This is a genomic window from Pedococcus sp. P3_C7 (genome assembly GCF_056402615.1).
The window spans coordinates 68,964-95,393 of sequence record NZ_JBFUHC010000010.1 but is presented as its reverse complement, the minus strand read 5'-3'; the positions used below and the strand labels follow the sequence as shown (position 1 = coordinate 95,393).

Below are 26,430 nucleotides of genomic sequence, written 5' to 3'. Positions count from 1 at the left end.
CACTGGCGGCGGGTCAGGTCGTGCCGGCGTTCGGGTCGGCCGGAGCCTGCTGGAGCTGGCTCCCGGGGAGCTGCGACGAGCCGCCCGGCGCCTGCTGCAGGGTCCCGGGGGCCTGCTGCCCGAACCCGCGGCCACCCTGACCCGGCTGGCCGAAGCCGGGTCGCTGGCCGCCACCCGGGCCGAAGCCGCCCTGCTGGACCTGACCGCCGCCCAGCGAGGTGCCCGGCGGCACGGCGGCGGCAGCGGCCGCCGCCCCCATCGACGAGATGCCGATGGCGAGGGCAGCGGCGATCGCCGTCTTGCGGCCGGTCCACGTAGGCGGGTTGAGCGCCGGCGCCGTGTCCGGCGCGAGCGTGACCGACGCGGCCGTATCCGCTGCGCTGGGAGGTGCAGTCGGCGCGGGAGCCGGCCGCGCGGCATACGGGATTGTCTGGGTCTGGGCCCACGGGAGCTCGGTGGTGTCGTCCGTGCGCGGGGTCGTCATCGGGTCTCCGAACGTCGAGGAGTGAGGTGGTCGACTCCGAGACTTCGCCGGTCGGCTGTGGCGATCCTGTGGGTCGCATGTCGAAGGACTGAGCATCCGCCACAGAGGGCTCACAGGATTCGCACAGGAATTACGAGGGCACCGCACATGGTTCCGGTGTTTCCTATTGGCATGAACACCAAGCAGTCCGCCTCAGCCAAGCTCCAGCGTCTCGACGGCTCCCCCGTCCGCGTTCTCGTCGTCGACGACGAGAACAACCTGACCGAGCTGCTGAGCATGGCGCTGCGCTACGAGGGCTGGGAGGTCCGCACTGCGGCCACCGGCGTCGCGGCCGTGCGGGCTGCTCGTGAGTTCCAGCCCGACGCGGTGGCCCTCGACATGATGCTGCCGGACTTCGACGGTCTCGAGGTGCTGCGCAGGATGCGCGGCGACAACCCCAACGTGCCGGTGCTCTTCCTCACCGCGAAGGACGCGGTCGAGGACAGGGTGGCAGGGCTGACCGCCGGCGGCGACGACTACGTGACAAAGCCGTTCAGCCTCGAAGAGGTCGTCGCTCGCCTGCGCGCCCTCATGCGGCGCACCGCCGTCGTGACCGACGACGCCGCTTCGGTCCTGGCCGTCGGCGACCTCACCATGGACGAGGACAGCCACGAGGTGATGCGGGCGGGAGAGCAGATCAACCTCACCGCAACGGAGTTCGAGCTGCTGCGATACCTCATGCGCAACCCCAAGCGGGTGCTGTCCAAGGCCCAGATCCTCGACCGGGTCTGGAACTACGACTTCGGCGGCCAGGCCAACGTCGTCGAGCTCTACATCTCCTACCTGCGCAAGAAGGTCGACGCCGGTCGAGAGCCGATGATCCACACGATGCGCGGCGTCGGATACGTCCTCAAGCCCGCGACATGAGCCCCGCCGCTGCCGTCGGTGCGGCCCGGTCACACCTCAACCCGGCCACCTGGACGCTCAGCCGCAAGCTGATCGCCACGGTCGTCGGGCTGTTCCTCGCCATCACTGTGGTCACGTCCTCCCTGACGGTGCTGCTGCTGCACGACTTCCTCGTCGGGCGCCTCGACCAGGACCTCCAGTCGACCCTCATCCGGGCCGGCGGACCCCGGTCCAACGACGACCACGGGCCGGGCCCCGGAGGCGCGGGCGGTCCCCTCCCCGGCGGGGGTGGCCAGTCCCTCGTCCTCGTGATCCGCAACGGCGCTGTCACCGTCAACCGGGTCGAGCACGACGAGACCACCGGCACGCTCACCGACGCGCAGGTCAGCTCGCTGCAGGCAGCCGGGATCGGCACCACCCCCAAGACCGTCGAGATCGAGGGGCTGGGCGCCTATCGCGTGGCCTCCGCTCGTGAGGCCGACGGCGACACGGTCATCTCGGGCCTGCCCACGGGTGGTGTCACCGAGACCATCAACAAGGTGGTCACCCTGATGGTGGGTGGCACGATCGTCGGATTCGTCCTCGTGACGGCCGGCGGCCTGTGGCTCGTGCGCCGCAACCTCGCGCCGTTGCAACGGGTGGCGCACACCGCGACCCAGGTGTCCAACCTCAAGCTCGACTCCGGTGCTGTCGCCCTGGCCGAACGCATCCCCGCAGCCGACACCGACCCCCACACCGAGGTGGGACAGGTGGGGCTCGCCCTCAACAACATGCTCGACAACGTCGAGGGGGCCCTCCGGTCCCGCCACGAGAGCGAGCAGCGCGTGCGGCAGTTCGTCGCCGACGCCTCGCACGAGCTGCGGACGCCGCTGGCGTCCATCCGGGGGTATGCCGAGCTGTCCCGTCGCGAGCGCGAGCCGGTGCCCGCGTCGGTCACCCACGCGTTGTCGCGGGTCGAGTCCGAGGCTCTGCGGATGCAGGGGCTGGTCGAGGACCTGCTGCTGCTGGCCCGGCTCGACGCGGGTCGGCCGCTCGACCGCGAACCGGTCGACCTGTCACTGCTCGCGATGGACGCGGTCAGCGATGCGCACGCGGCCTCACCGGACCACCGCTGGGAGCTGGACCTGCCCGACCAACCCGTCGAGGTGACCGGCGACCACGCGCGGCTCCACCAGGTCGTCGCCAACCTGCTGGCCAACGCCCGCACCCACACGCCAGCCGGCACGCGGGTCGTGACGTCGATCAAGCCGGATGGTCCGTGGATTCGGGTGAGCGTCTCGGACGACGGCCCCGGCGTGCCGAAGTCGTTGCAGGGCAACGTCTTCAACCGGTTTACCCGAGGTGACGACTCCCGCAACCGAGCCGCGGGTTCCACCGGGCTCGGCCTGTCGATCGTCGATGCCGTCGCGAAGTCGCACGGAGGCAACGTGGAGCTCTCCTCCTCTCCGGGCGACACGACCTTCACGGTCCTGCTCCCCGCCTGACCCTCCCGCCTGACCCTTCCGGCGGGCTCGTCCACTCTGGGGCCCGACCACGCGGCATACCCTCGTGCGGCGGAAACCCGGGCGAGTGGCCGAAAGTTCGTCGCCCACCCCAACGTCCACGCGCCGTCGCGATGCTCATCACCCGGGCTCAGGAGTGGCACAGGAACCGCACAGCGCGCCCCCCGACGGTAGGGACATGGACACGATGACCCTCCACCCCGACACGGTCGATGCGACCGGCGCGGCCGGCACCACCCGCGTGCCGCGCACCACGACTCCGGTGCAGGCGGATCCCGCCGCGCCCACGACGCCCAGCCGGATCCAGCGCCTCTGGCGTGGTCCGGAGGGCGACCCGACCTGGGCGCGGCCCGCACTGCTCGGCCTGCTGCTCGCCACGGCCGTCTTCTACTTCTACAACCTGACCTCGAGCGGCTACGCGAACTCCTTCTACTCCGCCGCGGTCCAGGCCGGCAGCGACAGCTGGAAGGCCTTCTTCTTCGGCTCCTCCGACGCCGGCAACTCGATCACCGTGGACAAGCCGCCCGCATCACTGTGGGCGATGGCCCTGTCGGTGCGGCTGTTCGGGCTGAGCTCGTTCAGCATCCTCATGCCCGAGGTGCTGATGGGCGTCGCGACCGTGGGTGTGGTCCACGCGACCGTCAAGCCTCACTTCGGAGCAGCAGCCGGTCTGATCGGCGGGGCCGTGATGGCGCTGACGCCGGTGGCCGTCCTGATGTTCCGGTTCAACAACCCCGACGCACTGCTCGTGCTGCTCATGGCCCTCGGCGCCTGGGCGACGATGAAGTCGATCGAGCAGGGCTCGGCCAGATGGTTCGCGATCGTGGGGGTCTTGATCGGCCTCGGTTTCCTCACCAAGGCGCTCCAGGTGCTGCTGGTCGTGCCTGCCTTCGGCCTCGCCTACGTCCTGTTCGCCGACACGACCCTGCGCAGGAGGATCACCGGCGCGCTCGTCGGCACCGCCGCCATGGTGCTGTCCGCCGGCTGGTGGGTCGCGATCGTCGAGCTGGTCCCGGCCAGCTTGCGCCCCTACATCGGCGGCTCGCAGGACAACTCGTTCCTCTCCGTCACCTTCGGCTACAACGGACTCGGCCGGATCAGCGGCAACGAGACCGGCTCCGTCGGTGGCGGGAACGGTTGGGGCGCAACGGGTCTCGGACGCATGTTCAGCTCGAGCATTGGTGGCCAGATCTCCTGGCTGATCCCCTCGGCCCTGATCCTCCTCGCCGTGGGTCTCTTCCTGCGGGGCCGTGCGCCGCGCACGGACGCCCGCCGCGCGGCATACGTGGTCTGGGGTGGCTGGCTGCTCGTCACCATGGTGACGTTCTCGCTGATGGCCGGCATCTTCCACGAGTACTACACAGTCGCCCTCGCGCCCGCCATCGCCGCCCTGGTGGGCATGGGCGCGGCCGAGGCCTGGGAGCACCGCGCCAAGGCCATCGGCTCGATCACGCTCTCGGCTGCCACGGCGGCCGCGGCCACTTGGTCGTTCGTCCTCCTCTCGCGGACCGACTGGCAGAACTGGCTGCGCATCGGCGTCCTCGTCCTCGGTCTGGCCAGCGCCCTCCTGCTCCTGGCGATCACCCAGCTGCACCGGCGCTTCGTGCCCGCCGTCGTCGCCGGCGCCCTCGTGGCTGCGCTGGCAGGGCCCGCTGCCTACAGCGTCCAGACCGTCAGCACGGCCCACTCCGGCTCGATCGTGACCGCGGGACCTGCCACGGCAGGTGGTGGTCCCGGCGGTGGCGGTATGCCGGGTGGTGCCCGCGGCACGATGGGCGCCCCTCCCCAGCAGGGCACCACTGGCGGCACAGCGGGTGGCGTCACGGGCGCCCCGGGCGGCACGCGAACTGGCGGGGGGATCGGCGGTCTGCTCAACGCCTCCACCCCGAACACGGAGGTGGTGTCGGCTCTGTCGGCCGATGCGTCGAGCTACCGCTGGGTCGCCGCTGCGATCGGGTCGCAGAACGCCGCCGGGCTGCAGCTCGGGACGGGACTGCCCGCCATGGCCATCGGTGGCTTCAACGGCAGCGACCCCAGCCCGACGCTGGCACAGTTCCAGCAGTACGTCGCCGACGGTGACATCCACTACTTCGTTGCAAGCGGGAACGGCGGCGGCGCTGGCGGACCCGGCGGCGGGATGGGCGGCTCGGGGACCGGCTCGCAGATCTCGGAGTGGGTCGCGGCCACCTTCACGCAGGTCACGATCAGCGGGTCGACGTTCTACGACCTGACGCAGCCGCTGTCGTCCGCCACCGGCACCTCGGGCTCCACCACGACCCAGACCACCTGAGGAGCGCCGCGATGAGCACCCCCGTCCTCGACGTCGTCATCCCCGTCCACAACGAGCAGCACACGGTCGCAGCCAGCGTCCGGCGGCTGCACCAGCACTTGGTCGAGACCTTTCCCTATCCGTTCCGGATCACGGTGGCCGACAACGCCAGCACCGACGCGACGGCCGCCGTCGCGTCGGGGTTGGTGGCCGAGCTGGCCGGCGTGGCGCTGGTGCGGCTGCCCGAGAAGGGCCGGGGCAGGGCGCTGAAGCAGGTCTGGTCAGCCTCGGACGCGCCGATCCTCGCCTACATGGACGTCGACCTCTCCACCGATCTCGACGCCTTGTGGCCACTCGTGGCGCCGCTCATGTCGGGCCACTCGGACGTCGCCATCGGTTCGCGACTGGCCCGCGGCGCCCGGGTCGTCCGTGGGGCCAGGCGCGAGGTCATCTCGCGCTGCTACAACCTGGTCCTGCGGGGCGCCCTGGGTGCCCGGTTCACCGACGCGCAGTGCGGCTTCAAGGCGATCCGGGCCGACGTCGCCGCCGAGCTGCTGCCGATGGTCGAGGACCACACCTGGTTCTTCGACACCGAGCTGCTCGTCCTGGCCCAGCGTTGCGGCCTGAGGATCCACGAGGTGCCGGTCGACTGGTTCGACGACCCGGACTCCCGGGTCGACGTGGTCGCCACCGCGCTGGACGACCTGCGCGGAGTCGTGCGGGTCCGCCGCGCGCTGGCCTCTGGTCGGCTCCCCGTCGACGACGTCGCCGTCCGCATCGGGCGGCGAGCTCCGGGGCTGGTGGGCACGTGGCACCAGCTGACGCGCTTCGCCACGGTCGGGGTCGCGTCCACGGTCGTGCACCTGGGGCTGTTCGCGGCGCTGGTGCCGGCCGTGGGATCGACCCAGGCGGCCAACCTGGTGGCGCTGCTCGTCGCAACCGTCGCCAACACGGCGCTGAACCGACGCTGGACCTTCGGGGTACAGGGCGCCGGCGTGGTGAGGAACCAGCTGCAGGGTCTGTCGATCTTCGCGCTCACCTGGCTGCTGACCGCGGGGGCCCTGGCGATGCTGCACGCCGTCGTCGCCGCGCCCAGCACCACCGCGGCGACCGTCGTCGTCGCGAGCGCCACGGCAGCCTCGACTGCCCTGCGTTTCGTGGCCATGCGCACCTGGATGTTTCCGCACGGGTCATCCCGTGGAGCCCAGCACGGCCGGTCCCGCTCCGGAGTCCCTCAGTACTCCGCCACGATGAACGCGCCCGCGTCGTCCTCGAACACGACCACACCCGTCCAGTCCCAGCCGTCCACCGAACCGTGGCAGACGGTGACCAGTCCCTGACCCACCTGGGAGCGCACGGGGCACTCGAGCTCGTCGACGGATCCTCCGTCGTCCTCGATGACGCGCCCGAGCGCCTCCTGAAGGGCGACGTCGGTCACCCCCTTGTCGATCGGCGTCACCTGGCCGGACAGCACCCAGGTCCCCGACCCGCCGGGTCCGAAGAACAGGAACGCGGCCATGGCCAGAACGCTCAGCAACGCCAGCCCGCTGAGCACGATGGCGGTGATGGCCAGGCCGTTGCGCTGTCGCGGGGCCGGGGTGAACGCCTGGGGCGCCCACGCCTGGCCGTGCGCGGCATACGCGTCCTGCGGCGCGGCCTGACCAGGAGCGGGCGCCGCGAACGGTCCCTGCCAGGTGGGCGGCTGTGGCCCCGGCGGGGCGAACGGGTTGGACATCCACGCTCCTTGATAGCGGTCGGCCCACAGGATCGCGCACACGCGGGTCTCCCGTACGGCAAACGGCCCACCGCCGCCCGAACTGTGGCCCACGGCATACCTCGCCAGGACCGCCGGTGATCGGATCAGCTGGGGTATGCCGCGTGGGCGGGCGAGCCACTTTGCTCCGGTCCGAGCCGTGCGGATACTCTGTGCGGGCTCGGCTGCGACAGCCGTCGGGCGTGGAGGCGTCGCCTAGTCCGGTCTATGGCGCCGCACTGCTAATGCGGTTTGGGTTTATCGCCCATCGAGGGTTCAAATCCCTCCGCCTCCGCCACGACGAAGAAGGACCCGACCAGCTTCGGTCGGGTCCTTCTCGCGTGACTGGAGGCAGCGGGTCAGGTGCAGATGTCCTGGGCCGCGGTGCGGGCCTTCACGGTCTCGGTGGAGGTTGGCGGGGTCGCGGTGACGGTCTCCTTCGGCAGGGGCTTGGTGCCCAGCCGGTTCGGGATCTCCACCGCCTTCGGCGAGCCGGTGCCCATGCTCAGCTCGATGGTCGAACCCAGCAGGGCGTCCTCGCGGATCTCGGCGCCGGGGTAGACCGCCGCGACCGTGCGGGCCGCCTCCTTCATGTTCGGGCCGTAGCGGACCACGACACCCTCCGTGGGGGCCCCGGTGCCGCTGAGGTACGACGCGACGGTGAAGCCCTGCACCTCGAGCTCGGTGGATGCCTGCTTGGCCAGGCCGGCCACGCCCGAGTTGTTGGTGACCCGCACCTTGATGTCGCCGGGGCTCACGGTCAGGGCCGGCTCGGTGGTCGGCGACGCGGTCGCCGTGGAGGTGGACGACGGCACCTTCGTGCCCGGGAGCGGCTCGTCCTTGCGGATCGCCTTCCAGATGGTCTCGGCCCCGGGGGACCACTGGACGCGGTTGGGGTCGGGCGCATACGCCTCGGTGGGGAGCTTCACGAACCGGATCTGGTCAGTGCCGATCCGGGAGACGCTTCCGGCGATGTCCTTCATCTCCCCGACATCGAGGCCCTGGTCGGTGGTCATCGCGGAGGTCGTGGCATTGAGGAAGCGGAACAGCTTGTCCGGGCGCAGCAGCAGCGAGGACTTGGTGGCTTCCTGGATCACCGACGACAGGAAGGCCTGCTGGCGGTCGATCCGGCCCAGGTCGGATCCGTCGCCGATGTTGTGACGCAGCCGGACGTAGGCGAGGGCGTTCTTGCCGTTGACCCTGCTCCGGCCTGCCGGGAGGTTGAGGTGGCTCTGGCGGTCATTGACGGCTTCGGGCAGGCAGACGGTGACCCCGCCGAGGGCGTTGACCATGTCCTGGAACCCGCGGAAGTCGATCTCCACGAAGTGGTCGACGAAGATGCCGGTCAGCCCCTCGAACGTGCGGATGGTGCAGGCAGGGCCACCCAGGGTGAAGTTCTGGTTCCACTGCCGGACGACGCCGTCCTGCACCTTGTCGGCCTTGTTCTTGCAGTCCCGCGGCGCCTTCGTCATCGAGTCGCGGGGGATCGACACGACGATCGCCGACTTCCGGTCCGCGGACAGGTGGACGACGAGGTTGGTGTCGGAGCGGCTCCCCTCCATGCCGTACTCCGTCTGCCCCTTGCCGAGGTCGGTGCCCTCCCGGCTGTCGGAACCCATCACGAAGATGTTGAGCGGCGCCAGGTTGGTCTGGGCGTCCGTCGTGGCCTCCTGCTTCGGACGATCGCCCAGCGCGCTGCTGATGTCGAGCCGCGTGATGTTGCCGTTGAGCTTGACGTAGGCCGCGATGCCGAGGACCAGGGCCACCACGAGCACCCCCGCCACGCCGTAGGTGGCGCGTCGTACCCAGGGGTGGCGGTGGGTCTTGCCGGCGTGGCGGTCGGACCGACGCTGGGACGACCTGCTGTGCTGCTGCGTGCCGTCCCCCGTGGCACCCGTGCCCTGGCCGGACGCGTCGTCCGGCGCAGAGCCGTTGGTGGGCTCGCTCACGTGTACCTCTCTGTTTCCGAAAAGCCACGCCGTGCTGGTGGCTCGGGCGACGAATCGCCTCCGTGAGTGTAAGGGCGCATCCTGAGTGTTCGGTCAGGTCCGCCTCCTCCTCCCGACGCCGCAGGCAGCCTGCTGGTTGGCTGCGGGCGACAAATGGGACGAACCTTCCGACGTGGGGTTGGATGGGCGCATGACGAGAAGAGCAGTGGTGGGGGGAGTCGTCGCCGCCGTCCTGGTCGCCGGAGCAGCCGGCGCGGGGTTGTGGTGGCGGCACGCTGAGCAGGAGAAGGCACTCGATGCCGCTGCCCGGGCCGAGGTGGCAGCGTTCGCCACGTCGTGGGCAGGACGCTCGTTCACCAAGCCCGGGACCCTGTTCACCGGCACCACCAGCGACGTCGTCCAGGCGGACTTCGCCAAGGCCACGGCGGGGCTGGGCCCCGGTCCGGTGAAGGTCACCGCAGACGCGGTGCGCCGCACGGGTGACCGGGCCACGGCCACCGCGCACGTCGCCTGGACCCTGCCCGGGGGCGTGGCCTGGTCGTACGACGTCCCCGTGACCGCCCAGCGCGCCGAGACGAACGGGAGCCGCTGGGCGATCACCCTCCCCAAGGACCACTCGCAGTGGCACCCCGACCTCAAGCCGGGCGCCACCCTGACCGCCACCCGCACCTGGGGCGACCGGGGCACCCTGCTCGACCGTGACGGCGGCGCCCTCACGCCGATCGGCAAGGTCTACCCGGTGCAGATCGACCCCTCCCGGGCCACCGCTGCCACCGTCAGCCAGCTGGAGAAGGTGGTGGACGAACCTGCCGGCTCGCTCGTGGCCAAGCTCGCCGCAGCCACCAAGGCCGGGAGCAAGGCGCCCATCCCGGTCATCACCTACCGGCAGGCCGACTTCGACGAGCGCAAGGCAGCGCTCGATGCCATCAAGGGCGTGATCTACCCGGCCCGCGAACAACCGCTGGCCAAGTCGCGCACGTTCGCCCAGCCGCTGCTCGGGTCCTTCGGCGCCGTCAGCGCCGAGCTCATCGCCAAGAGCAAGGGCAGGTATGCCGCGGGCGACTACGCCGGGGTGAGTGGACTCCAGGGGCAGTACGACAGGGTGCTCGGGGGCACGGCCGGGGTCCGGGTCACCTCCAGTGCGGCGCCGGACACCCCGTTGTTCGCCAAGGACGCGGTCGCCGGGAAGGACGTGTCCACGACGCTGTCGCCCCGCGTCCAGGATGCCGCCGAGACCGCGCTGAAGGCCACGGGTGCCGTGCCGTCCGCCCTCGTGGCGGTCGACGTCAAGACCGGTGACGTGCTTGCTTCGGCGAACTCACCCGCCCTCGGCTTCGATCGCGCGATGACCGGCCACTACCCGCCCGGGTCGGCCTTCAAGATCGCGACGACCTACGCGCTGCTCAGCTCGGGCACGGTCACACCGACCACGGCCGTCACCTGCCCGAAGAACGTCGTCGTCGACGGGCGGACCTACAAGAACTTCGAGGGCGAGTCGCTCGGCACCCCGGACTTCACCACGGACTTCGCCCACTCGTGCAACACGGCGTTCGTCCAGCTCTCGACCAAGCTCGGCGACGACGACCTCTCCAAGGCGGCCGCCGCGCTGGGGCTGACCGGCTGGGCCAAGGACCTCGGGGTGACGAACGCCTTCGACGCCAGCGTCCCCGTCAACAACGGCAAGACCGACAAGGCTGCAGCCGCGATCGGGCAGGGCCGCAACGTCACCTCACCCCTCGCCCTGGCCGTGCTCGCGGCCAACGTCGCGCGCGGCTCGGTCATTGCTCCTGCACTGGTGACCCAGCCTGCGGTGCAAGGCGCTGACCGCACGCCGAAGGCGTTGGACACCAAGGTCGTCGACCAGCTGAGGACCCTCATGGGTGAGGTGGTCAGCCAGGGCACCGCCACGGTGCTGAAGGGCACGCCGGGCGGCACGGTGCGGGGCAAGACCGGCACGGCCGAGTTCGGCCCGAAGAACCCGCCCGAGACGCACGCGTGGTTCGTCGGCTACCAGGGCGACGTCGCCTTCGCGGTGCTGGTCGAAGGCCCCCACCGCCTGCGGTGAGGGCCTCGTCGGAAGACTGTTGGTCGAGCAGTCCTCGGTCAGATCGGGCGAACGGCGTCAGCCTGGGGACCCTTGGGTCCCTGGGTGACCTCGAACTCCACGCGCTGCGCCTCGTCCAGCGAGCGGTAGCCCGAGGAGTCGATCGCCGAATAGTGGACGAACACGTCCGGGCCGCCGCCGTCCTGGGCGATGAAGCCGAAGCCCTTTTCAGCGTTGAACCACTTAACGGTTCCCTGTGCCATGGGGTAACTCTTTCTTTTGTAGCCATTGGGAATCCGCACTTTGCGAAACCCCAGGCTGCCGTACACACACCCCCACCGACGAGACATGCTCGTCCTCGGATGAGCTGCCTTCGTCGGAAAGCCTGCTTTCGTCAGAAAACAAATGCCCGCTCTGATGGTGCTAGGGCGGGCACTTCATCGAACTTGCGAGGAACTGCTTGATGCAACCGTGAGAAACGCTAGCACGCACGATGCGGATCGTGGAGGTCGAGACTGGTCAAAATTCCGGTATGTCGTGGGCTCCGGCCCCCGCGGGTCTGACCCCGCGAGGGCCGGATTCGGGGCGGCCCCGCTGCAGCCGCCCCGAGCCCCCACGCCACCCCTCAGCGCAGGGCGATGTTGACGTAGTACGTCTGCCCGTCGTCGAGGCTCACCCCGACCCTCCAGTACCAGCCCGCCTGCGACTTCTCCGTCTTCCAGTTGTACTGGTACTGCGAGGGGCTCCACGAGTACGTGCCGCCCACGCTCGGGGTGTCGGTGTAGGCCGACTCGTTGACCGCGGCGTTGGTCGCGGACCCCTTGACGGGGGTCAGCCACTTCGGCGCAGAACCGGTCTGGACGACCTGGCCGCTGGAGTTCTTGAGCTGGAACTTCATGGGGATGGTCTGCCCGGCGTTGAAGACGCTGGTCGCCACTCCGGTCTGGTGCGCCGTGTCGTTGACCGGCTGCAGGAACAGCGTGGTGCCGAACCCGTAGACCACCTGGTAGCTGACCGTCGCCGTGCCCACGTTGCCCGCCTTGTCGGTGGCTGTCGCGGTGTAGGTGAACGTGCCCACTCCGTTCGTCGTGCCGCCGGTGCGCGCCCCGCTGGCCGAGCCGTCGAGCTTGCTCGTGGCGTCGGTCGCCGAAGCCGTCGGCGTGGGCACCGCGCCCAGGGTGTAGATCGCACCGTCAGCGACCCCACCGATCGTCACCACGGGCGCCACCGTGTCGATGTTGATGCCGCTCAAGGTCGCCGACGCCGTGTTGCCCGCGTTGTCCACGGCCGTGCCCGTGACGCTGTTGGCGCCCTGGGCCGCCACCGGGGCGTCGGCCTGGCAGCTGGCGATCCCGCTCACCCCGTCGGCGCACGTGAAGTGCACGGTGACGGGAGTCCGGTACCAGCCGTTGCCGTTCGGGCTCGTCGTGGCAGCGCCGCTGATGCTCGGAGCACCCTTGTCGATGAGCACCGTGACCGTCTGGCCGGCCTCGGTGTTGCCGGCCTCGTCGACGCTCCAGTAGGCCACCTGGTGGGTGCCCTCGGTGGAGACGGTGATCTCCTTGCCGGCGTGCGATGGGCCACCGTCCAGCGCGTAGTACGTGCTGGCGACGCCCGACAGGTTGTCCGTGGCGGTGAGCTTCACCGTCACGTCCGAGTTGCGCCAGCCGCTCGGAGCGGTTGCCGCGGTGGAGGGGTCGTGGCGGTCGATCTTGATCCCGCCGACGGTGACGGCCTTGGTGTTGCCGGCCTTGTCGCTGACCGACGTGCCGGTCGAGAGGTTGTCGCCCTCACCGGTCACGGTGCTGTTCGCCGGGGCGTCACCGTCGAGCCCGGAGAGCGCGTCCCCGGCAGTCCACCCCACCGTGACGTCGCCCCGGTACCAACCACTGGTGTTGGGCGCCGTCGTGGCTGCCCCGCTCAGCGTGGGGTCGGTCTTGTCGACGTTGACGCCCGTGATGGTGAACGCGCCGCTGACGTTGTCGGCACCGTCCGTGGCCGTGCCCCCGGCGCTCTGGTCCTTGCCTTCACCGAAGGTCCTGGCCGCCGGGCAGGACAGGACACCGGACAGACCCGCCTGGTCGGCGCAGGTGAACGTCGCAGTGACGTCCGACCTGTACCAGCCCTTGGCGTTGGCAGCGGCCGAGAGGCCGCCGGTGACAGTGGGCCTGGTCCTGTCGATGCTGACCGCGGCAGTGTCGCTGGCCGTGTTGCCGGCGTTGTCCGTCGCCGTGCCGACGACCTCCTGGTTGAGGCCCTCCGTGCCGATCCCTTGCGGGGCCGTGCAGGAGTGGAGGCCTGAGCCGCTGTCGCTGCAGTGGAAGGTCACCGTGACGACGCCGTTGTTCCAGCCGCGCAGGTTGGCCGCGGGCGCCTGCGTGTGGGTGATCCCCGGAGCGGTCTTGTCGATCTTCACCTCGAGGTTCTTCTGCGCCTCGACGTTGCCGGCGAAGTCCACGCTCCACACCTGCAGCGTGTGCACGCCCTCGGTGTCGATCGTGACGCTGGTGCCGTGGGCCGCGGCGTCGCTGTCGAGCTGGTAGTACGTCTGCGCCACCCCGGAGAGGCTGTCGTCCGCCTCCAGGGAGACCGTCACGGCCGAGCTGCTCCAGTCCGAGACGTCGGACACCGTGGTGACCGGTGCGGTCTGGTCGATCTTGACCGGGTCGGTCTCCGCCGAGGTCTCGTTGCCAGCCAGGTCGCGCACTGACGCACTGGCCGTCAGTGTCCGTCCCTCGCCACTGATCGTGGCGTCGGCGGGCGCCGAGCCGTCGAGGCCGGAGAGGGCGTCGGCGGCGGTCCACTTCACCGTCACGTCGCCCCGGTACCAACCAGCCCCGTTCGGGCCGGTGGTCGGCGCCCCGCTCAGCGTCGGAGCCGTCTTGTCGACGTTGATCGGTGCCACGGTGACGTCGTCGCTGTTTCCGGCGGTGTCGGTGGCCGTGCCCTTGGCAGACTGCGCCTTGCCCTCGCCCAGCGTGACGGGCGGGCTGCAGGCCGCGACCCCGGAGAGCGCGTCGTCGCAGCTGAAGCTGACGGTGACGTTCCCGGCATACCAGTGGTTGGTGTTGGGGTCGCGGTCAGGCGCACCCGTGATCGTCGGCTTCACCATGTCGATGCTGACCTTGGCGTTGTCCGTCGCGGTGTTGCCGGCGTTGTCGACCGCCGTTCCGGGCACCGCCTGGTCCTCGCCGTCGAGGCTGACCGGTGCGTCCGCGGGGCAGCTGGCGACGCCTGACAGGGCGTCGTCACACTGGTAGGCGACGGTGACCGGGGTCTTGTTCCATCCCTTGCCATTGGGCGCCGGGGTGACGGTGTGACCGATGGTGGGCTTGGTCAGGTCGATCTTGACCGTGGTGCTCTGCTGCGCCTCGGTGTTGCCGGCCTGGTCCACGCTCCAGTAGCGCAGCGTGTGCGCGCCCTCGGTGGCGATGGTGAGGGTGGTGCCTTCGTGCTGTGCGCCGCCGTCGACGGTGTAGTAGGTGGCGTCCACGCCGGACAGACCGTCGTTCGGGTCAAGGCTGACGGTCACGGCGGTGTTGTTCCACCCACCCGGTGCGTCGGCTCCGGTCGTCGGAGCCGTCCGGTCGATCTTGACCGTCGCACTGTCGGACGTGGTGCTGTTGCCGGCCTTGTCGAAGACCGTCGCGGTCTCCTTCAGGACCTCACCTTCGCCGGTGATCGGGCTGTCGGCCGGCGTGGCCACCACGCCTGAGCGGTTGTCGTCGGCAGTCCAGCGGATGCTGACGTCGCCGTGGTACCAGCCGTTGGAGTTGGGGGCGGTGGTCGCCGCGCCCGTCAGGGTGGGGGCGATCTCGTCGACATTGATCCCACCGACCGTCGTGCTGTCGGAGTTGCCCGCCAGGTCCACGGCCGTCCCGGTCAGCGACTGGGCGGTGCCCTCGCCGAAGGTCTGGTCCGCCGTGACGTCAGCGATCCCGGACCCACCGACGTTGTCGGTCGCGCCGAAGTGCACCGTCACGTCGCTGTTGTTCCAGCCGTAGCCGTTGGCCGCCGGGGTGCGGCTGCCGCTGATGGTCGGGGCCGTCTTGTCCAGGTTCACCGTCGCGTGGTCCGTGGCGGTGTTCCCGGCGTTGTCCGTGGCCGTCCCGTTCACGACACGGCCGGTGACCTCCTCGGTGACGTCGACCGGCGACGTGCAGGACTTCAGTCCCGACAGCCCCGGCTGGTCCGCGCAGGTGAAGGTCACGGTGATGTCGGAGTTGTTCCAGCTGTTGGCGTTGGGGACCGGCGAGAGCGTGTGCGTGATGGTCGGCGCGCTCTTGTCGATCTTCACGACGAAGTTCTTCATCGCGCCGACGTTCCCTGCACGGTCGACGGAGTAGTAGGTGACGTCGTGCGTCCCCTCCGCGCTCAGTGGCACGGTGGTACCCGTCTGGTCGTCGCCACCGTCGACGCTGAAGTGCGTCACGTCGACACCCGACAGGACGTCGTGGGACACGAGGACGACGTCCACGGAGCCGTTGACCCATCCCTGCGGGACGGTGGCGTCGCTGGTCGGCGGCGTGCTGTCGATGTTGACCGGGGCGCTGGTCGCAGAGGTCACGTTGCCTGCCTTGTCGGAGATGCTGGCAGCGGCAGTCCGGCCGATCCCCTCCGTCGAGATCACCGATGGTGCAGGGACCGGACCCGCGAGTCCGGACAGTGCGTCGTCGGCCGCCCAGGTCTGGGTGACGGGTGCGTTGTACCAGCCGTAGTCGTTGGGCGCGGCCGTCGGTGCCGCACTCAGGCTGGGCGCTGTCTTGTCCACGTTGATGCCACTCACCGTCATGGACGCGGAGTTGCCGGCGTTGTCGAGGGCGTTGCCGTCTGCGTGCTGGTCGGCACCTTCACCGAGGTGCTGCGGCCCGGTCACCGTGTCGATCCCGGAGAGGGAGTCGCTGCCGGAGAAGGAGACCGTGACGTCGTCGTCGTACCAGCCCGCGGCATTCGCGGTGCGGTCGGCCGAACCGGTGATCGTCGGAGCGGCCTTGTCGATGTTGACGGTGGCGGAGCCGGTGACGCTGTTGCCGGCGTTGTCCGTCGCCGTGCCGGTGACCAGCTGAGCCAGGCCGTCCGACGTCACCGTCTTCGGCGCCGTGCAGTCCTTGAGGCCGGACAGCTCGGTCTGGTCCTCGCAGGCGAAGCTCACGACCACGTCGGTGTTGTTCCAGCCGTTGCCGTTCCGGGCCGGGGACTGGCTGGGGGTGATGCTCGGCGAGGACAGGTCGATCCTGAGCGTGAAGCTCTTGGCGTCCTCGGTGTTGCCGGCCTTGTCGACCGACCAGTACCTCACGGTGTGGACGCCTTCGGCTCCGACGGTCACCGTGCTGCCCTGGGTGCCGGTCACAGCACCGTCGACGGCGTAGTAGGTGCTGTCGATGTCCGACAGGTTGTCAGTCGCGTGCAGGCCGACCGTGACGGGGGCGTTGACCCAGCCGCCGGGGACTCCGGTCGCCGAGGTCGAGGGCTTGCTCCGGTCGATCTTGATGCCATCCACCGTCGCCGTTGCCGTGTGGCCGGCCTTGTCGGTGACGCTGGCGCTGGCCGACCGGTCGGAACCCTCCCCGGTGACCACCGAGTCCGCCGGACACGCCACGACTCCCGACAGGTTGTCGTCGCAGGTCCAGTGGACCGTGACGTCGCCGCTGAACCAGCCGTTGCCGTTGGGAGCGCTGATGACGGTGCCGGTGATGGTGGGCGCGGTCTTGTCGACGTTGATCGTCGGCGTGGTCACCGAGGCACTGTTGCCCGCCGCATCGGTGGCCGTGGCCGTGTCGGACTGGTTGGCGCCCTCACCGAAGGTGTGCGCCGTGTCCTGGGTCTTGACGCCCGACAGCGCGTCTCCAGCGGTGTAGGTCGCGGTGACGTCGTCGCCGTACCAGCCGTTCGCATTCGGTGCCGGCAGCGGGTCGACCGTGATGACCGGCTTGGTCTTGTCGATGCTCACCGTTGCCGGGTCAGTGGCGGTGTTGCCCGCGTTGTCGCGCACCGTGCCGGTCACCGACTGGGCCAGGCCCTCGGTGCTGACCGTCTGCGGGCCCGTGCAGGTCGCCACGCCGGACAACGCGTCCGAGCAGCTGAAGGTCACGGTGACGCTGGTCTTGTTCCAGCCGTCCGCGTTGGCGGCGGGCGACTGGGTGTGCCCGATGGTGGGCGACGTCTTGTCGATGCCGAACGACACGCTGTGCGGTGCCTCGACGTTGCCGGCCAGGTCGGTGCTCCAGAACGTCAGGGTGTGGTTGCCCTCCGCGGTGACCGGAACGCTGGTGCCGACGGTCTGGGTGCCACCGTCGAGCTGGTAGAAGGTCTTGTCGACACCCGACAGCCCGTCGTTGGGAACCAGCGTGAGGGTGACGTCGTTCTTGTTCCACGCCGGTGGGGCAGTCACGGTCGTGTTGGGAGCTGTGCGGTCGATCTTGACCGCGGGCGTGCTCTGCACCGAGCCGCTCGTGTTCCCCGCCCTGTCGGTGACGCTGGCCGTCGCGGTCAGCCCCGTGCCCTCCCCGCCGATGGTGCTGTTGGCAGGGGCAGTCGTGCCGGACAGGGCGTCGGAGGCGGACCAGGCGACGGTGACGTCGCTCCGGTACCAGCCCGCGCCGTTGGCGCTGGTCGTCGGCGCACCTGACAGCGTCGGCGCCACCTTGTCGATGTTCACACCGTTGACCGTCGCGCTCGACGAGTTGTCGGCATTGTCGACGGCGGTGCCGGTGACCGACTGGTTCGCCGCACTGGTCGTCAGGGTGGTCGGGCCGCTCGTCGACTTGATGCCCGAGGTCGCGTCGCTGCCCGTGAACGACACGGTGACGTCGGTGTTGTTCCACCCATTGGCGTTGGCGGCGGGCGTGCGCGCGCCGACGATCGTCGGAGCCGTCTTGTCGAGCCTGATGGTGACCGGCGCACTGGTGGCGCTGTTGCCGACGTTGTCGGTCACGGTCGTCGTCCGGGTGACGACGCCGTCGGTGGAGACGGTGTCGCTCGACGGCACCAGCGAGGCGACGCCGGACCCTCCCGCATCGGCGGCGGTCCAGGTGAGGCTCACGTTGGTCTTGTTCCACCCGGCACCGTTGGGCAGAGGGGTCAGCGTGGCGGTGGCCGTCGGAGCGGTGTTGTCGAGGGTGTAGCTGGCGGACTGGATGCCGAAGGTCTCCCCGCCGTTGGCAGTGCACTTCCCGTTGCCGTTGACGCCCTTCCACGCCTTGGTCGTGAAGGAGACCACGCCGGAACCGCTGCCGGCTGTCAGCCAGGTGTACGTGGGGCCGCTGAACACCCACAGGGTCTTCGGGTTCTTGTCCGAGGACTGGGTCGCGATGGTGGTGCCCGAGGCGTTGATGACATCGACGCACTCGGTGTTCGCGTCGGTGTTCACCGTGAGCGTCAGGGCAGCGCCCTGCTTGGCATAGACGATGCCACCCGAGGTGTACGTGCCGGCCCCTCCGGTGAAGACCGCAGTCGTCACGGAGGCCCCCCACGCGACGGGCGAGACGCCCGCCAGCACCAGTGCTGTCACCCCCGCGACAGCCACTACACGACCACGACGCCCCGTCGCGCGGAATCGCACAGAGAATTGACCAACCATCACGCACACCCCTGAGAACGCAGAACAAACCCCTTGGCGAAGAACTCGCAGGTCACGGACGGTATGGCCGCTACCAACGGGTACGGGGCCGATTGGGCGAAAGATCCTAAAGTCCTAGGGACTTGCTGACCGTTCGGCTGATGCACAAAACGGGCACGTGACAGCAGTGATGGGCCCTGACTGCGTTCGGGGGTGCTGAACACGGTCCCTCGCTGGCATCAGAATGTCCGCTTCGCTCAGCGTCGCGTTGCCTGTGACGTCGTCCACAGTCCTCTCGATGAGGACCGGAGACCGTGGTTGCTACAGCCCGCGGACGGCGCGGACCGGAGGGCGGTCCCCGCGGATGGTGGCGACCATGTCGACGACCCGCCGGGTGGCGCGCACGTCGTGGGCGCGGAACACCGTGGCACCCAGCCAGGCCGCGATCGCCGTCGAGGCGAGCGTCCCCTCGAGCCGGTCGTCGGCCTCGAGTCCGAGGGACTCACCCACGAAGTCCTTGCGCGACAGCGCCTGCAGGATGGGGAAGCCGAGCGCCGCCACGTCGGCGGTGTGCCGCAGCACCTCCAGCGAGTGGACAGTGGTCTTGCCGAAGTCCAGCGTCGGGTCGATGAGGATGCGGTCCTCGGGTATGCCGGCCTGCCGGGCCGCGCGCGCACCGTCGGCCAGCGTGCGCAGCACGTCGCGGACGACGTCGAGGGGGTGGGGTCCGTAGGTCACCTTCACCGGATCGGTGCGCGGCGGGAGACCGCCGGTGTGGGAGCAGACGACACCTGCGCCGATGCGGGCGGCGACCTGGACGAGCTCGGGGTCGTGGCCGGCCCAGGTGTCGTTGACCAGGTCCAGGCCGTGGCGTCCGGCCTCGGCGGCCACCTCCGATCGCCAGGTGTCGAGGCTGAGGGCGAGGTCGGGATAGGTCGCGCGGGCGTGCGCGAGGAAGGGGATGACCCGCTCCATCTCCTCCTCGGGGCCGACGACCTCCCCCTCCTGCCCGGCGCGGACACCACCGACGTCGACGATGTCGGCGCCCGCGGAGACCGCGGCCTCGAGGGCCCGCTTCGCCGACTCGAGGTCGGCGTGCCGGTTGCCGGCGAAGAAGGAGTCGTTGGTGCGGTTGATGATTCCCATCACCGCGGGGGTGGACGCGTCGAAGGTCCGACCTCGCAGCCGCAAGGGCGGGGTGCGTGGCAGATCGAGGGGATGCGGCTCCGGGAGGCTCACCGCGCCATCCTGTCACCCCCCGACGCACGGTGGTCGCTGGCCGGGAACCATCCGTGTGGACCATGCGACCTGGGTCAAAGTACTCAGGCGCCTGCGGCCCGGGCGGGTCAGGATGGACCATGACCACCCCCAGCACCGCACCGGTCCGCCGGTGGATCGTCCGCATCACGATCGGCTCCTTCTCCGTCGCCGCCCTGATGGGCATCGCGGCCCTGCTCGGAGGCGGCGACTTCGGCGAGACCGAGGGGCAGGTCCTGATGACCACATTGCTCGTCGGGGTCGTCAGCATCGCGGTGCTCTGCTACCTCGCGACGGCCGGGCGTGGATCCCAGCCCGTCGGCATCGCCGGCGGCGTCACAGTCCTCGTCCCCCTCGTCACCGGTCTCGTCCTCATCTGGGGGAACGTCGACAGCGGCGGGGACGAGACGGTGCTCAGGACGTTCGGCGTCGGGGCCATCGTGGCGGCGACCCTGGCCCAGGCAAGCCTGCTGCTCACCCTGGGGGACAAGGCGAAACTCCGCGCACGCCGCCTCCTGCTGGGCACAATCGTGCTCGCGGGGCTGCTGGCCGTCATGACGAGCGTCCTGGTGCTCGGCTACAACCCCTCAGGCGACGGCTACTACCGGGCCCTCGGCGTGATCGCGATCCTCGACGTCCTCGGCACGGTCGTCGGTGCCGCCCTCATGAAGTTCGGGTCCGGTGCCTCGGGCGAGCGAGTCGGGGACTCGGCGGGCGTCGTCCTGCCACCAGACCTGGCCGAGGCCCTGTCCGAGCACGCAGCCAGGACCGGCCGTTCCCGCGATGAGCTGGCGGTAGCCGCCCTGCGGGAGTACCTCGACCAGGCGGGGCGGCCCGCGAGCTCGCGACAGTTCTAGCTGTCGAAGCCGAGGCCGGCCCGGTCGAGGCCCTGGAGCCAGAGGTTGCGACGCCCAGCCCGCTGGTCGGCCCGCGCCAGCGACCACCGGGTCAGCTGGATCCCGGTGTAGGCCAACGGTTCCGGCGGGAACGGCAGCGGCTTCTCGCGCACCATCTGGAGTCGGGTGCGTTCGGTGTCGCGGCCGTCGAGCAGGTCGAGCATGACCCGCGCGCCGAAGCGAGTGGCCCCCACGCCCAGCCCGGTGAACCCGACGGCATAGGCGACCCGCCCCCGGTGGGAGGTGCCGTAGAAGGCGCAGAACCGCGTGCAGGTGTCGATCGCGCCGCCCCACTGGTGGCTGAACCGCAGGCCCTCGAGCTGGGGGAAGGTGTCGAAGAAGTGGCCGGCCAGCCGGTCGAACGTGGCAGGGCGCTGGTCGAGGCTGGGCGCGAGCCGCCGCCCGTAGTGGTAGATGGCGTCGTAGCCGCCCCACAGGATCCGGTTGTCGGCGGACAGCCGGTAGTAGTGGAACTGGTTGGCCAGGTCGCCCACGCCAGCACGACTGGCCCAGCCCAGGGAGTCGAGCTGGGCCTCGGTCAGCGGCTCGGTCATCAGGGCGTAGTCGTAGACGGGGACGGTGTGCAGCCTCGTGCGACGGACGAGGGAGGGAAAGGCGTTGGTGCCCAAGGCAACTCGGCCGGCACGGATGACGGCACCATCGGCCGTGGCGACCTCGACGCCCGAGCCTGCTGTGGACAAACCAGTCACTCGCACCCCCTCGGCGATGCGCACGCCGAGCGACTCGGCGGCTCGCGCGAGCCCCCAGGCCAGCCGAGCGGGGTCGACCATGGCCGTCTCGTCGGGCTCGTATACACCAGCCAGGTAGGTGGGCGAGGTCAGGTGGGCCCGCACCGCGTCGCGGTCGAGGAACTCCCCCGGCTCCTCCGCCAGCCAGTCCACCTGGTGCGGCTGGGTCGCCACGGTCAGCGAGCCGGATCGCCTGAAGTCACAGTCGATCCCGTATCGCCGCAACGTCGCCTCGATCTCGTCGAGGTTCTCGCGCCCGAGGCGGCGCAACGCGGCATACTCCTGCGGCCAGCGCGCCATCCCGTTGGGTTCGCCGTGGGTCAGGCTCGCCGCGCAGAACCCGCCGTTGCGTCCCGACGCGGCCCACCCGACCGAACCCGCCTCGAGCACGAGGACGTCACGCGAGGGGTCGGCCTCCTTGGCGAGCAGCGCGGTCCAGAGGCCGGAGTAGCCCGCACCGACCACCACGAGGTCGGCCGACCGCACGCCGTCCAGCCCCGGCCGACCGGCAGGTCGGTCGGGTTGGTCCAGCCAGAAGACGGCCGGCGCGGCGTCGGCGAGCGCGGGATGGCCCACCGGCGTCAGGCGTCGGTGCCGGTGTAGAACCCGTCGGCGACGGTGAGCGCCTCGTCGAGGATCGCCAGCCCCTCGCGCACCTCGTCGGCCGAGGTGGTGCAGGGCGGCACGACGTGGGTGCGGTTGAAGTGGATGAACGGCCAGAGCCCGCGCTCCTTGCAGGCCGCGGCGAAGTCGTTCATCGGCTTGGCGTCCGCGCCACCGGCGTTGAACGGCACCAACGGCTCGCGGGTATGCCGGTCGCGCACCAGCTCGAGCGCCCAGAAGACTCCCAGCCCACGCACCTCCCCGATGCTCGGGTGCCGCCCGGCCAGGTCGCGCAGGCCGGGCCCGATGACGTCCTCGCCGAGGTCGCGGGCGTGCTCGACGATGCCCTCTTCCTTGAAGATGTTGATCGAGGCGACGGCCGACGCGCAGGCGAGCGGGTGGCCCGAGTAGGTCAGGCCGCCGGGGAACGGCCGCTGGTCGAACGTCGCCGCGATGCGCTCGGAGATGATCACGCCGCCAAGGGGGACGTAGCCGCTGTTGACGCCCTTGGCGAAGGTGATGAGGTCGGGCGCCACGCCCCAGTGGTCGACCGCGAACCACTCGCCGCACCGGGCGAACCCGGCCATCACCTCGTCGGCGATCATGACGATGCCGAACTCGTCACAGAGGTCGCGCACGCCCTGGAGGTAACCCGGCGGCGGGACGAGGATCCCGTTGGTGCCGACCACGGTCTCGAGGATGATCGCGGCGATGGTCGCGGGTCCCTCGACCATGATGAGGTCGCGGAGGTGCTGCAGGGCGCGGACGCCCTCCTCCTGCTCGTTCTCGGCGTGGAAGGCCGAGCGGTAGGGATAGGGACCCCAGTAGCGCACGATGCCCGGCATGCCCGGCTCCGACGGCCACCGGCGCGGGTCACCGGTCAGGGCAATGGCTCCCGCGGTCGCGCCGTGGTAGCTGCGGTAGGCCGCCATCACCTTGTGGCGGCCCGTGTGCAGACGCGCCATGCGCAGGGCGTTCTCGGTCGCCTCGGCTCCGCCGTTGGTGAAGAACACCTTGGTGAGGTCGCCGGGAGCCAGCTCGGTGATGAGCCGCGCCGCCTCGGAACGAGCGTCGTTGGCGAAGGCCGGGCTGATGGTCGTGAGCCGGGCAGCCTGCTCCTGGATCGCGGCGACCAGCTTGGGGTGCTGGTAGCCGATGTTGACGTTGACCAGCTGGCTGGAGAAGTCGAGGTAGCGCTTGCCCGAGTAGTCGGTGAAGTACGAACCGAGCGCGTCAGCGATCGGCAGCGGGTCGATGAGGCCCTGCGCCGACCAGGAGTGGAAGACGTGGGCGCGCTCGTCGCGCCGCACCTGCTCCTCGGAGGCAGCGGTCACGTCGTCGAGCGCCATCAGCGGGTCCTGGGGAAGCCGAGGTCGACCGACGAGGTGGCCGGGTCGGGCCAGCGCTGGGTGACCACCTTGCCGCGGGTGTAGAAGTTCACGCCCTCGGGGCCGTACATGTGGGTGTCACCGAAGAGCGAGTCCTTCCAGCCGCCGAAGGAGTAGTAGGCGACGGGGACGGGGATGGGGACGTTGATCCCCACCATGCCCACCTCGACGTCGTACTGGAACTGGCGGGCCACGCCACCGTCGCGGGTGAAGATCGCGGTGCCGTTCGCGTACCGGTTGGCGTTGATCAGGGCGATGCCCGCCTCGTAGGTGTCGACGCGGACGACCGACAGGACCGGGCCGAAGATCTCGTCGGTGTAGACGGTCATCTCCGGGGTCACGTGGTCGAGCAGCGTGGTGCCGAGGAAGAAGCCCTCGCTCGGCAGCTCACCGGTTCGGCCGTCGACGACGACCGCGGCGCCCGCGGCCTCACCCGCGTCGACGTAGCCCGCGACCTTGTCACGGTGCTCGGCGGTGATCAGCGGACCCATGTCGGTGTCGGGGTCTGCACCGTTGCCGACCGTGAGCTTGGGCAGCCGGGCGGCGATGGCGTCGACGAGGGGCTGGGCCACCTCACCGACGGCGACCGCGACCGACAGGGCCATGCAGCGCTCGCCGGCCGCACCGTAGGCGGCGGAGACCACGGCGTCGGCAGCCATGTCGATGTCGGCGTCGGGGAGGACGAGGGCGTGGTTCTTGGCGCCACCGAGGGCCTGGACGCGCTTGCCGTTGGCCGTGCCGCGCTCGTAGATGTACTTCGCGATCGGCGTCGAGCCCACGAAGCTGACCGCGGCGATGTCCGGGTGGTCGAGGATCGCGTCGACGGCCACCTTGTCACCGTGCACGACGCTGAAGACGCCGTCGGGCAGGCCCGCTTCCTTCCACAGCTGCGCGAGGAACAGCGCCGCGGACGGGTCCTTCTCGCTCGGCTTGAGGATGAAGGCGTTACCGCAGGCGATGGCGTTGGCGCACATCCACAGCGGCACCATCGCCGGGAAGTTGAACGGCGTGATGCCTGCGGCGACCCCGAGGGGCTGGCGGATGTTGTAGACGTCCACGCCCGTCGAGACCTGCTCGCTGAAGCCACCCTTGAGCAGGTTGGGGACGCCGGTGGCGAACTCGACGTTCTCGAGGCCCCGCGCGATCTCGCCGGCGGCGTCGGAGAGCACCTTGCCGTGCTCTGCCGTGATGATCGCGGCGAGCTCGGGAGACCGGGTGTGCAGCAGCTCTCGGAAGGCGAAGAGCACGCCCGCTCGTTGCGACAGCGACGAGTGCCTCCACTCCCGGGCGGCCGCGGTCGCGCTGGCCACCGCGGCCTGGAGCTCCTCGACCGAGGCCAGGTCGACCTCGCCCGTCACCTGACCGGTGGCGGGGTTGTGGACGGGGGCAGAGCGTCCGGAGGTGCCCTCGCGGGGGCGGCCGTCGATCCAGTGGGAGATGCGCGTCGTCATGCCCACACCATACGATCCACCCACTAGTAACACAATATGAGTATTGCTATGGTACAAACATGTCAGCCACTCTCTCCGCCCTGGAGCAGCGCCTCGACCAGCCCACCGCGAAGGGGCTGGCCCACGCGGTCTCCGCGGCGATCCGCGACGGCGTCCTCGTCGCGGGCGACCGCCTACCCCCCATCCGCACCGTCGCGGCGCAGCTCGCGCTGTCCCCCACGACGGTCAGCGCGGCCTGGGGGCTGCTTGCCCGCTCCGGGGCGGTCAGCACGGACGGACGGCGTGGCACCACTGTCCGCGACCAGCGGGGGCCGACGGGCGGCCGCTACCGGCAGGCGCTGCGCCACGAGTCGGACTTCGCCCTCGACCTGTCCACCGGGGTGCCGGACCCCCGCCTTCTCCCCTCGCTGGGCCACGTCCTGGCCCAGCTGACCTCCGCACCGACCACAGGCAGCTATCTCGACGACCCGGTCCTGCCCGCCCTCGCCGACGTGCTCCGCGCCGACTGGCCGTATGCCGCGGGGGACCTCGCCGTCGTCGACGGCGCCATGGACGCGATGGACCTCATCGTGCGCACCTCGCTGCGGTTCGGCGACCGCGTCGTGGTCGAGGACCCGGGCTTCCCACCACTCGTCGACCTCCTCGAGTCCGTGGGCGTCCAGCTCGTGGGGGTGCCGGTGGACGCGGAGGGACTCGACCTCACCGCGCTGGAGTCCGCCCTGACCGATCCGGTCGCCGCCATCTTCCTGCAGCCCAGAGCCCAGAACCCCGTCGGCGTCACCATGACCGCGAGTCGCGCGCGAGCCATCGCCGAACTCCTCGACGGCTCCGAAACCCTTGTCGTGGAGGATGATTCGGCTGCTGGCCTGTCCTCAGCCACCCTCGCGAGCATCGGTCGGTGGCGGCCCGGCCACACGGCATACATCAGGTCGTTCTCGAAGTCGCACGGGCCCGACCTGCGGCTCGCCGCGCTCAGCGCGCCCCCGGACCTGCACCGGGCGATCACCGCCCGCCGCGAGCTCGGTCAGGGATGGTCCAGCCGGCTGCTCCAACAGGTGCTCCTGGGCCTGCTCACCAACGACGCCGCCCGGGCCCAGGTCGCCAGGGCGACCGTGACGTATGCCGCGCGGCGGGCGCACGTGGTCGACGCCCTCGCGGGGCGGGGCATCACCGTGCCGGGGACCGAGGGCATCAACATCTGGGTGCCGGTGCACGACGAGACGGCCGCGGTCGTGCGGTTGGCCAGCCAGGGGATCGGTGTCGCGCCGGGTGCTCCGTTCCGGCTTGGCCCTCCGGACGGTGCGCCGGAAGGCGGTGGACACCTCCGGGTGACAGTGGGTGCCGCGGGAGACGACCCCGACGGCCTCGACGGCCTGGCGCAGGCCCTCGCCGAGGCGGCTCTCGCGGGTGGACGACCGGCCCGGGCCCGCTGACGCCTTCCGGGACCGGGCTGCGGGATTCGGCGGCGAACGGCACGAAGGCCGGGCTGCAGGGTTGCCCGGCCTCCGGCCCGCCGCCCGAAGGCGGACGCCTCATACCCCCGACCACACACGCTAACGGCCGGTTCCACTCCTCAGGATCGTTCAATTCGCGTATGAATGCACTCGTAATGATGAGGTCGCGATGGTAATTTTCCAACTTT

General features: G+C 70.3%; 16 protein-coding genes and 1 tRNA gene. 8 read left to right on the top strand and 9 right to left on the bottom strand.

Annotated features, from left to right (window positions below; translation table 11 throughout):
- Positions 1 to 13: 13 nt before the first annotated feature.
- On the bottom strand, positions 14 to 484 hold the full coding sequence (locus AC1DS4_RS14590; RefSeq protein WP_477614447.1) for a hypothetical protein: 471 nt from the start codon (positions 482 to 484) through the stop codon (positions 14 to 16).
- A gap of 171 nt (positions 485 to 655) precedes the next feature.
- On the opposite strand from AC1DS4_RS14590, the gene AC1DS4_RS14585 reads away from it, so the two are divergent.
- The 4 genes from AC1DS4_RS14585 to AC1DS4_RS14570 all read left to right on the top strand — a co-directional run bounded on the left by AC1DS4_RS14585 (position 656) and on the right by AC1DS4_RS14570 (position 6,480).
- Positions 656 to 1,390 carry a response regulator transcription factor gene (locus AC1DS4_RS14585; RefSeq protein WP_477614446.1) on the top strand — a complete coding sequence of 245 codons (735 nt, stop codon included), beginning with the start codon at positions 656 to 658 and terminating at the stop codon, positions 1,388 to 1,390.
- A complete protein-coding gene (locus AC1DS4_RS14580) occupies positions 1,387 to 2,853 on the top strand; it encodes a sensor histidine kinase (RefSeq protein WP_477614445.1) in 1,467 nt (488 codons plus the stop codon). Before AC1DS4_RS14585 ends, AC1DS4_RS14580 begins: the two co-directional genes overlap by 4 nt.
- A 196-nt stretch (positions 2,854 to 3,049) precedes the next feature.
- The gene (locus AC1DS4_RS14575) at positions 3,050 to 5,161 is read left to right on the top strand and encodes an ArnT family glycosyltransferase (RefSeq protein WP_477633555.1); all 2,112 of its coding nucleotides are present in this window, start codon (positions 3,050 to 3,052) and stop codon (positions 5,159 to 5,161) included.
- Between the two features lie 11 nt (positions 5,162 to 5,172).
- Positions 5,173 to 6,480: a bifunctional glycosyltransferase family 2/GtrA family protein gene (locus AC1DS4_RS14570; RefSeq protein WP_477633554.1), complete on the top strand. Its 1,308-nt coding sequence runs from the start codon at positions 5,173 to 5,175 to the stop codon at positions 6,478 to 6,480.
- On the opposite strand, the gene AC1DS4_RS14565 is transcribed toward AC1DS4_RS14570, so the two are convergent.
- On the bottom strand, positions 6,375 to 6,875 hold the full coding sequence (locus AC1DS4_RS14565; RefSeq protein ID WP_477633553.1) for a hypothetical protein: 501 nt from the start codon (positions 6,873 to 6,875) through the stop codon (positions 6,375 to 6,377). The genes AC1DS4_RS14570 and AC1DS4_RS14565 overlap by 106 nt on opposite strands.
- A gap of 223 nt (positions 6,876 to 7,098) precedes the next feature.
- On the opposite strand from AC1DS4_RS14565, the gene AC1DS4_RS14560 reads away from it, so the two are divergent.
- Positions 7,099 to 7,191 (top strand) — tRNA-Ser (locus AC1DS4_RS14560).
- A gap of 61 nt (positions 7,192 to 7,252) precedes the next feature.
- On the opposite strand, the gene AC1DS4_RS14555 is transcribed toward AC1DS4_RS14560, so the two are convergent.
- Positions 7,253 to 8,842, bottom strand: a complete 1,590-nt coding sequence (locus AC1DS4_RS14555) for an LCP family protein (RefSeq protein ID WP_477614441.1) — start codon at positions 8,840 to 8,842, stop codon at positions 7,253 to 7,255.
- 190 nt (positions 8,843 to 9,032) lie between these two features.
- Here AC1DS4_RS14555 and AC1DS4_RS14550 point away from each other — a divergent pair, with 190 nt between their 5' ends.
- Complete coding sequence (locus tag AC1DS4_RS14550; protein WP_477646059.1) at positions 9,033 to 10,907, top strand: penicillin-binding transpeptidase domain-containing protein; 1,875 nt, start codon at positions 9,033 to 9,035, stop codon at positions 10,905 to 10,907.
- Between the two features lie 38 nt (positions 10,908 to 10,945).
- On the opposite strand, the gene AC1DS4_RS14545 is transcribed toward AC1DS4_RS14550, so the two are convergent.
- The 3 genes from AC1DS4_RS14545 to folP all read right to left on the bottom strand — a co-directional run bounded on the left by AC1DS4_RS14545 (position 10,946) and on the right by folP (position 19,683).
- Positions 10,946 to 11,149 carry a cold-shock protein gene (locus AC1DS4_RS14545; RefSeq protein ID WP_056915917.1) on the bottom strand — a complete coding sequence of 68 codons (204 nt, stop codon included), beginning with the start codon at positions 11,147 to 11,149 and terminating at the stop codon, positions 10,946 to 10,948.
- 362 nt (positions 11,150 to 11,511) lie between these two features.
- Complete coding sequence (locus tag AC1DS4_RS14540) at positions 11,512 to 18,345, bottom strand: OmpL47-type beta-barrel domain-containing protein (protein WP_477633551.1); 6,834 nt, start codon at positions 18,343 to 18,345, stop codon at positions 11,512 to 11,514.
- Between the two features lie 420 nt (positions 18,346 to 18,765).
- Positions 18,766 to 19,683 (bottom strand): dihydropteroate synthase, encoded by a 918-nt coding sequence (folP, locus tag AC1DS4_RS14535; protein WP_477614438.1) that lies wholly within the window; start codon positions 19,681 to 19,683, stop codon positions 18,766 to 18,768.
- A gap of 119 nt (positions 19,684 to 19,802) precedes the next feature.
- On the opposite strand from folP, the gene AC1DS4_RS14530 reads away from it, so the two are divergent.
- Positions 19,803 to 20,558 (top strand): ribbon-helix-helix protein, CopG family, encoded by a 756-nt coding sequence (locus AC1DS4_RS14530; protein ID WP_477624805.1) that lies wholly within the window; start codon positions 19,803 to 19,805, stop codon positions 20,556 to 20,558.
- Here AC1DS4_RS14530 and AC1DS4_RS14525 read toward each other — a convergent pair.
- Genes AC1DS4_RS14525 through AC1DS4_RS14515 form a run of 3 tightly spaced genes read right to left on the bottom strand, consistent with a single transcriptional unit; the run spans position 20,555 to position 24,788 of the window.
- Positions 20,555 to 21,922 (bottom strand): NAD(P)/FAD-dependent oxidoreductase, encoded by a 1,368-nt coding sequence (locus AC1DS4_RS14525; protein WP_477633550.1) that lies wholly within the window; start codon positions 21,920 to 21,922, stop codon positions 20,555 to 20,557. The two genes, AC1DS4_RS14530 and AC1DS4_RS14525, sit on opposite strands and share 4 nt — an antisense overlap.
- Positions 21,923 to 21,927: 5 nt before the next feature.
- Positions 21,928 to 23,298 carry an aminotransferase class III-fold pyridoxal phosphate-dependent enzyme gene (locus AC1DS4_RS14520; protein WP_477633549.1) on the bottom strand — a complete coding sequence of 457 codons (1,371 nt, stop codon included), beginning with the start codon at positions 23,296 to 23,298 and terminating at the stop codon, positions 21,928 to 21,930.
- The gene (locus tag AC1DS4_RS14515) at positions 23,298 to 24,788 is read right to left on the bottom strand and encodes a CoA-acylating methylmalonate-semialdehyde dehydrogenase (RefSeq protein WP_477633548.1); all 1,491 of its coding nucleotides are present in this window, start codon (positions 24,786 to 24,788) and stop codon (positions 23,298 to 23,300) included. Before AC1DS4_RS14515 ends, AC1DS4_RS14520 begins: the two co-directional genes overlap by 1 nt.
- A gap of 59 nt (positions 24,789 to 24,847) precedes the next feature.
- Between AC1DS4_RS14515 and AC1DS4_RS14510 the strand changes: the two genes are divergently transcribed.
- Positions 24,848 to 26,221 carry an aminotransferase-like domain-containing protein gene (locus AC1DS4_RS14510; RefSeq protein WP_477633547.1) on the top strand — a complete coding sequence of 458 codons (1,374 nt, stop codon included), beginning with the start codon at positions 24,848 to 24,850 and terminating at the stop codon, positions 26,219 to 26,221.
- Positions 26,222 to 26,430: the final 209 nt, after the last annotated feature.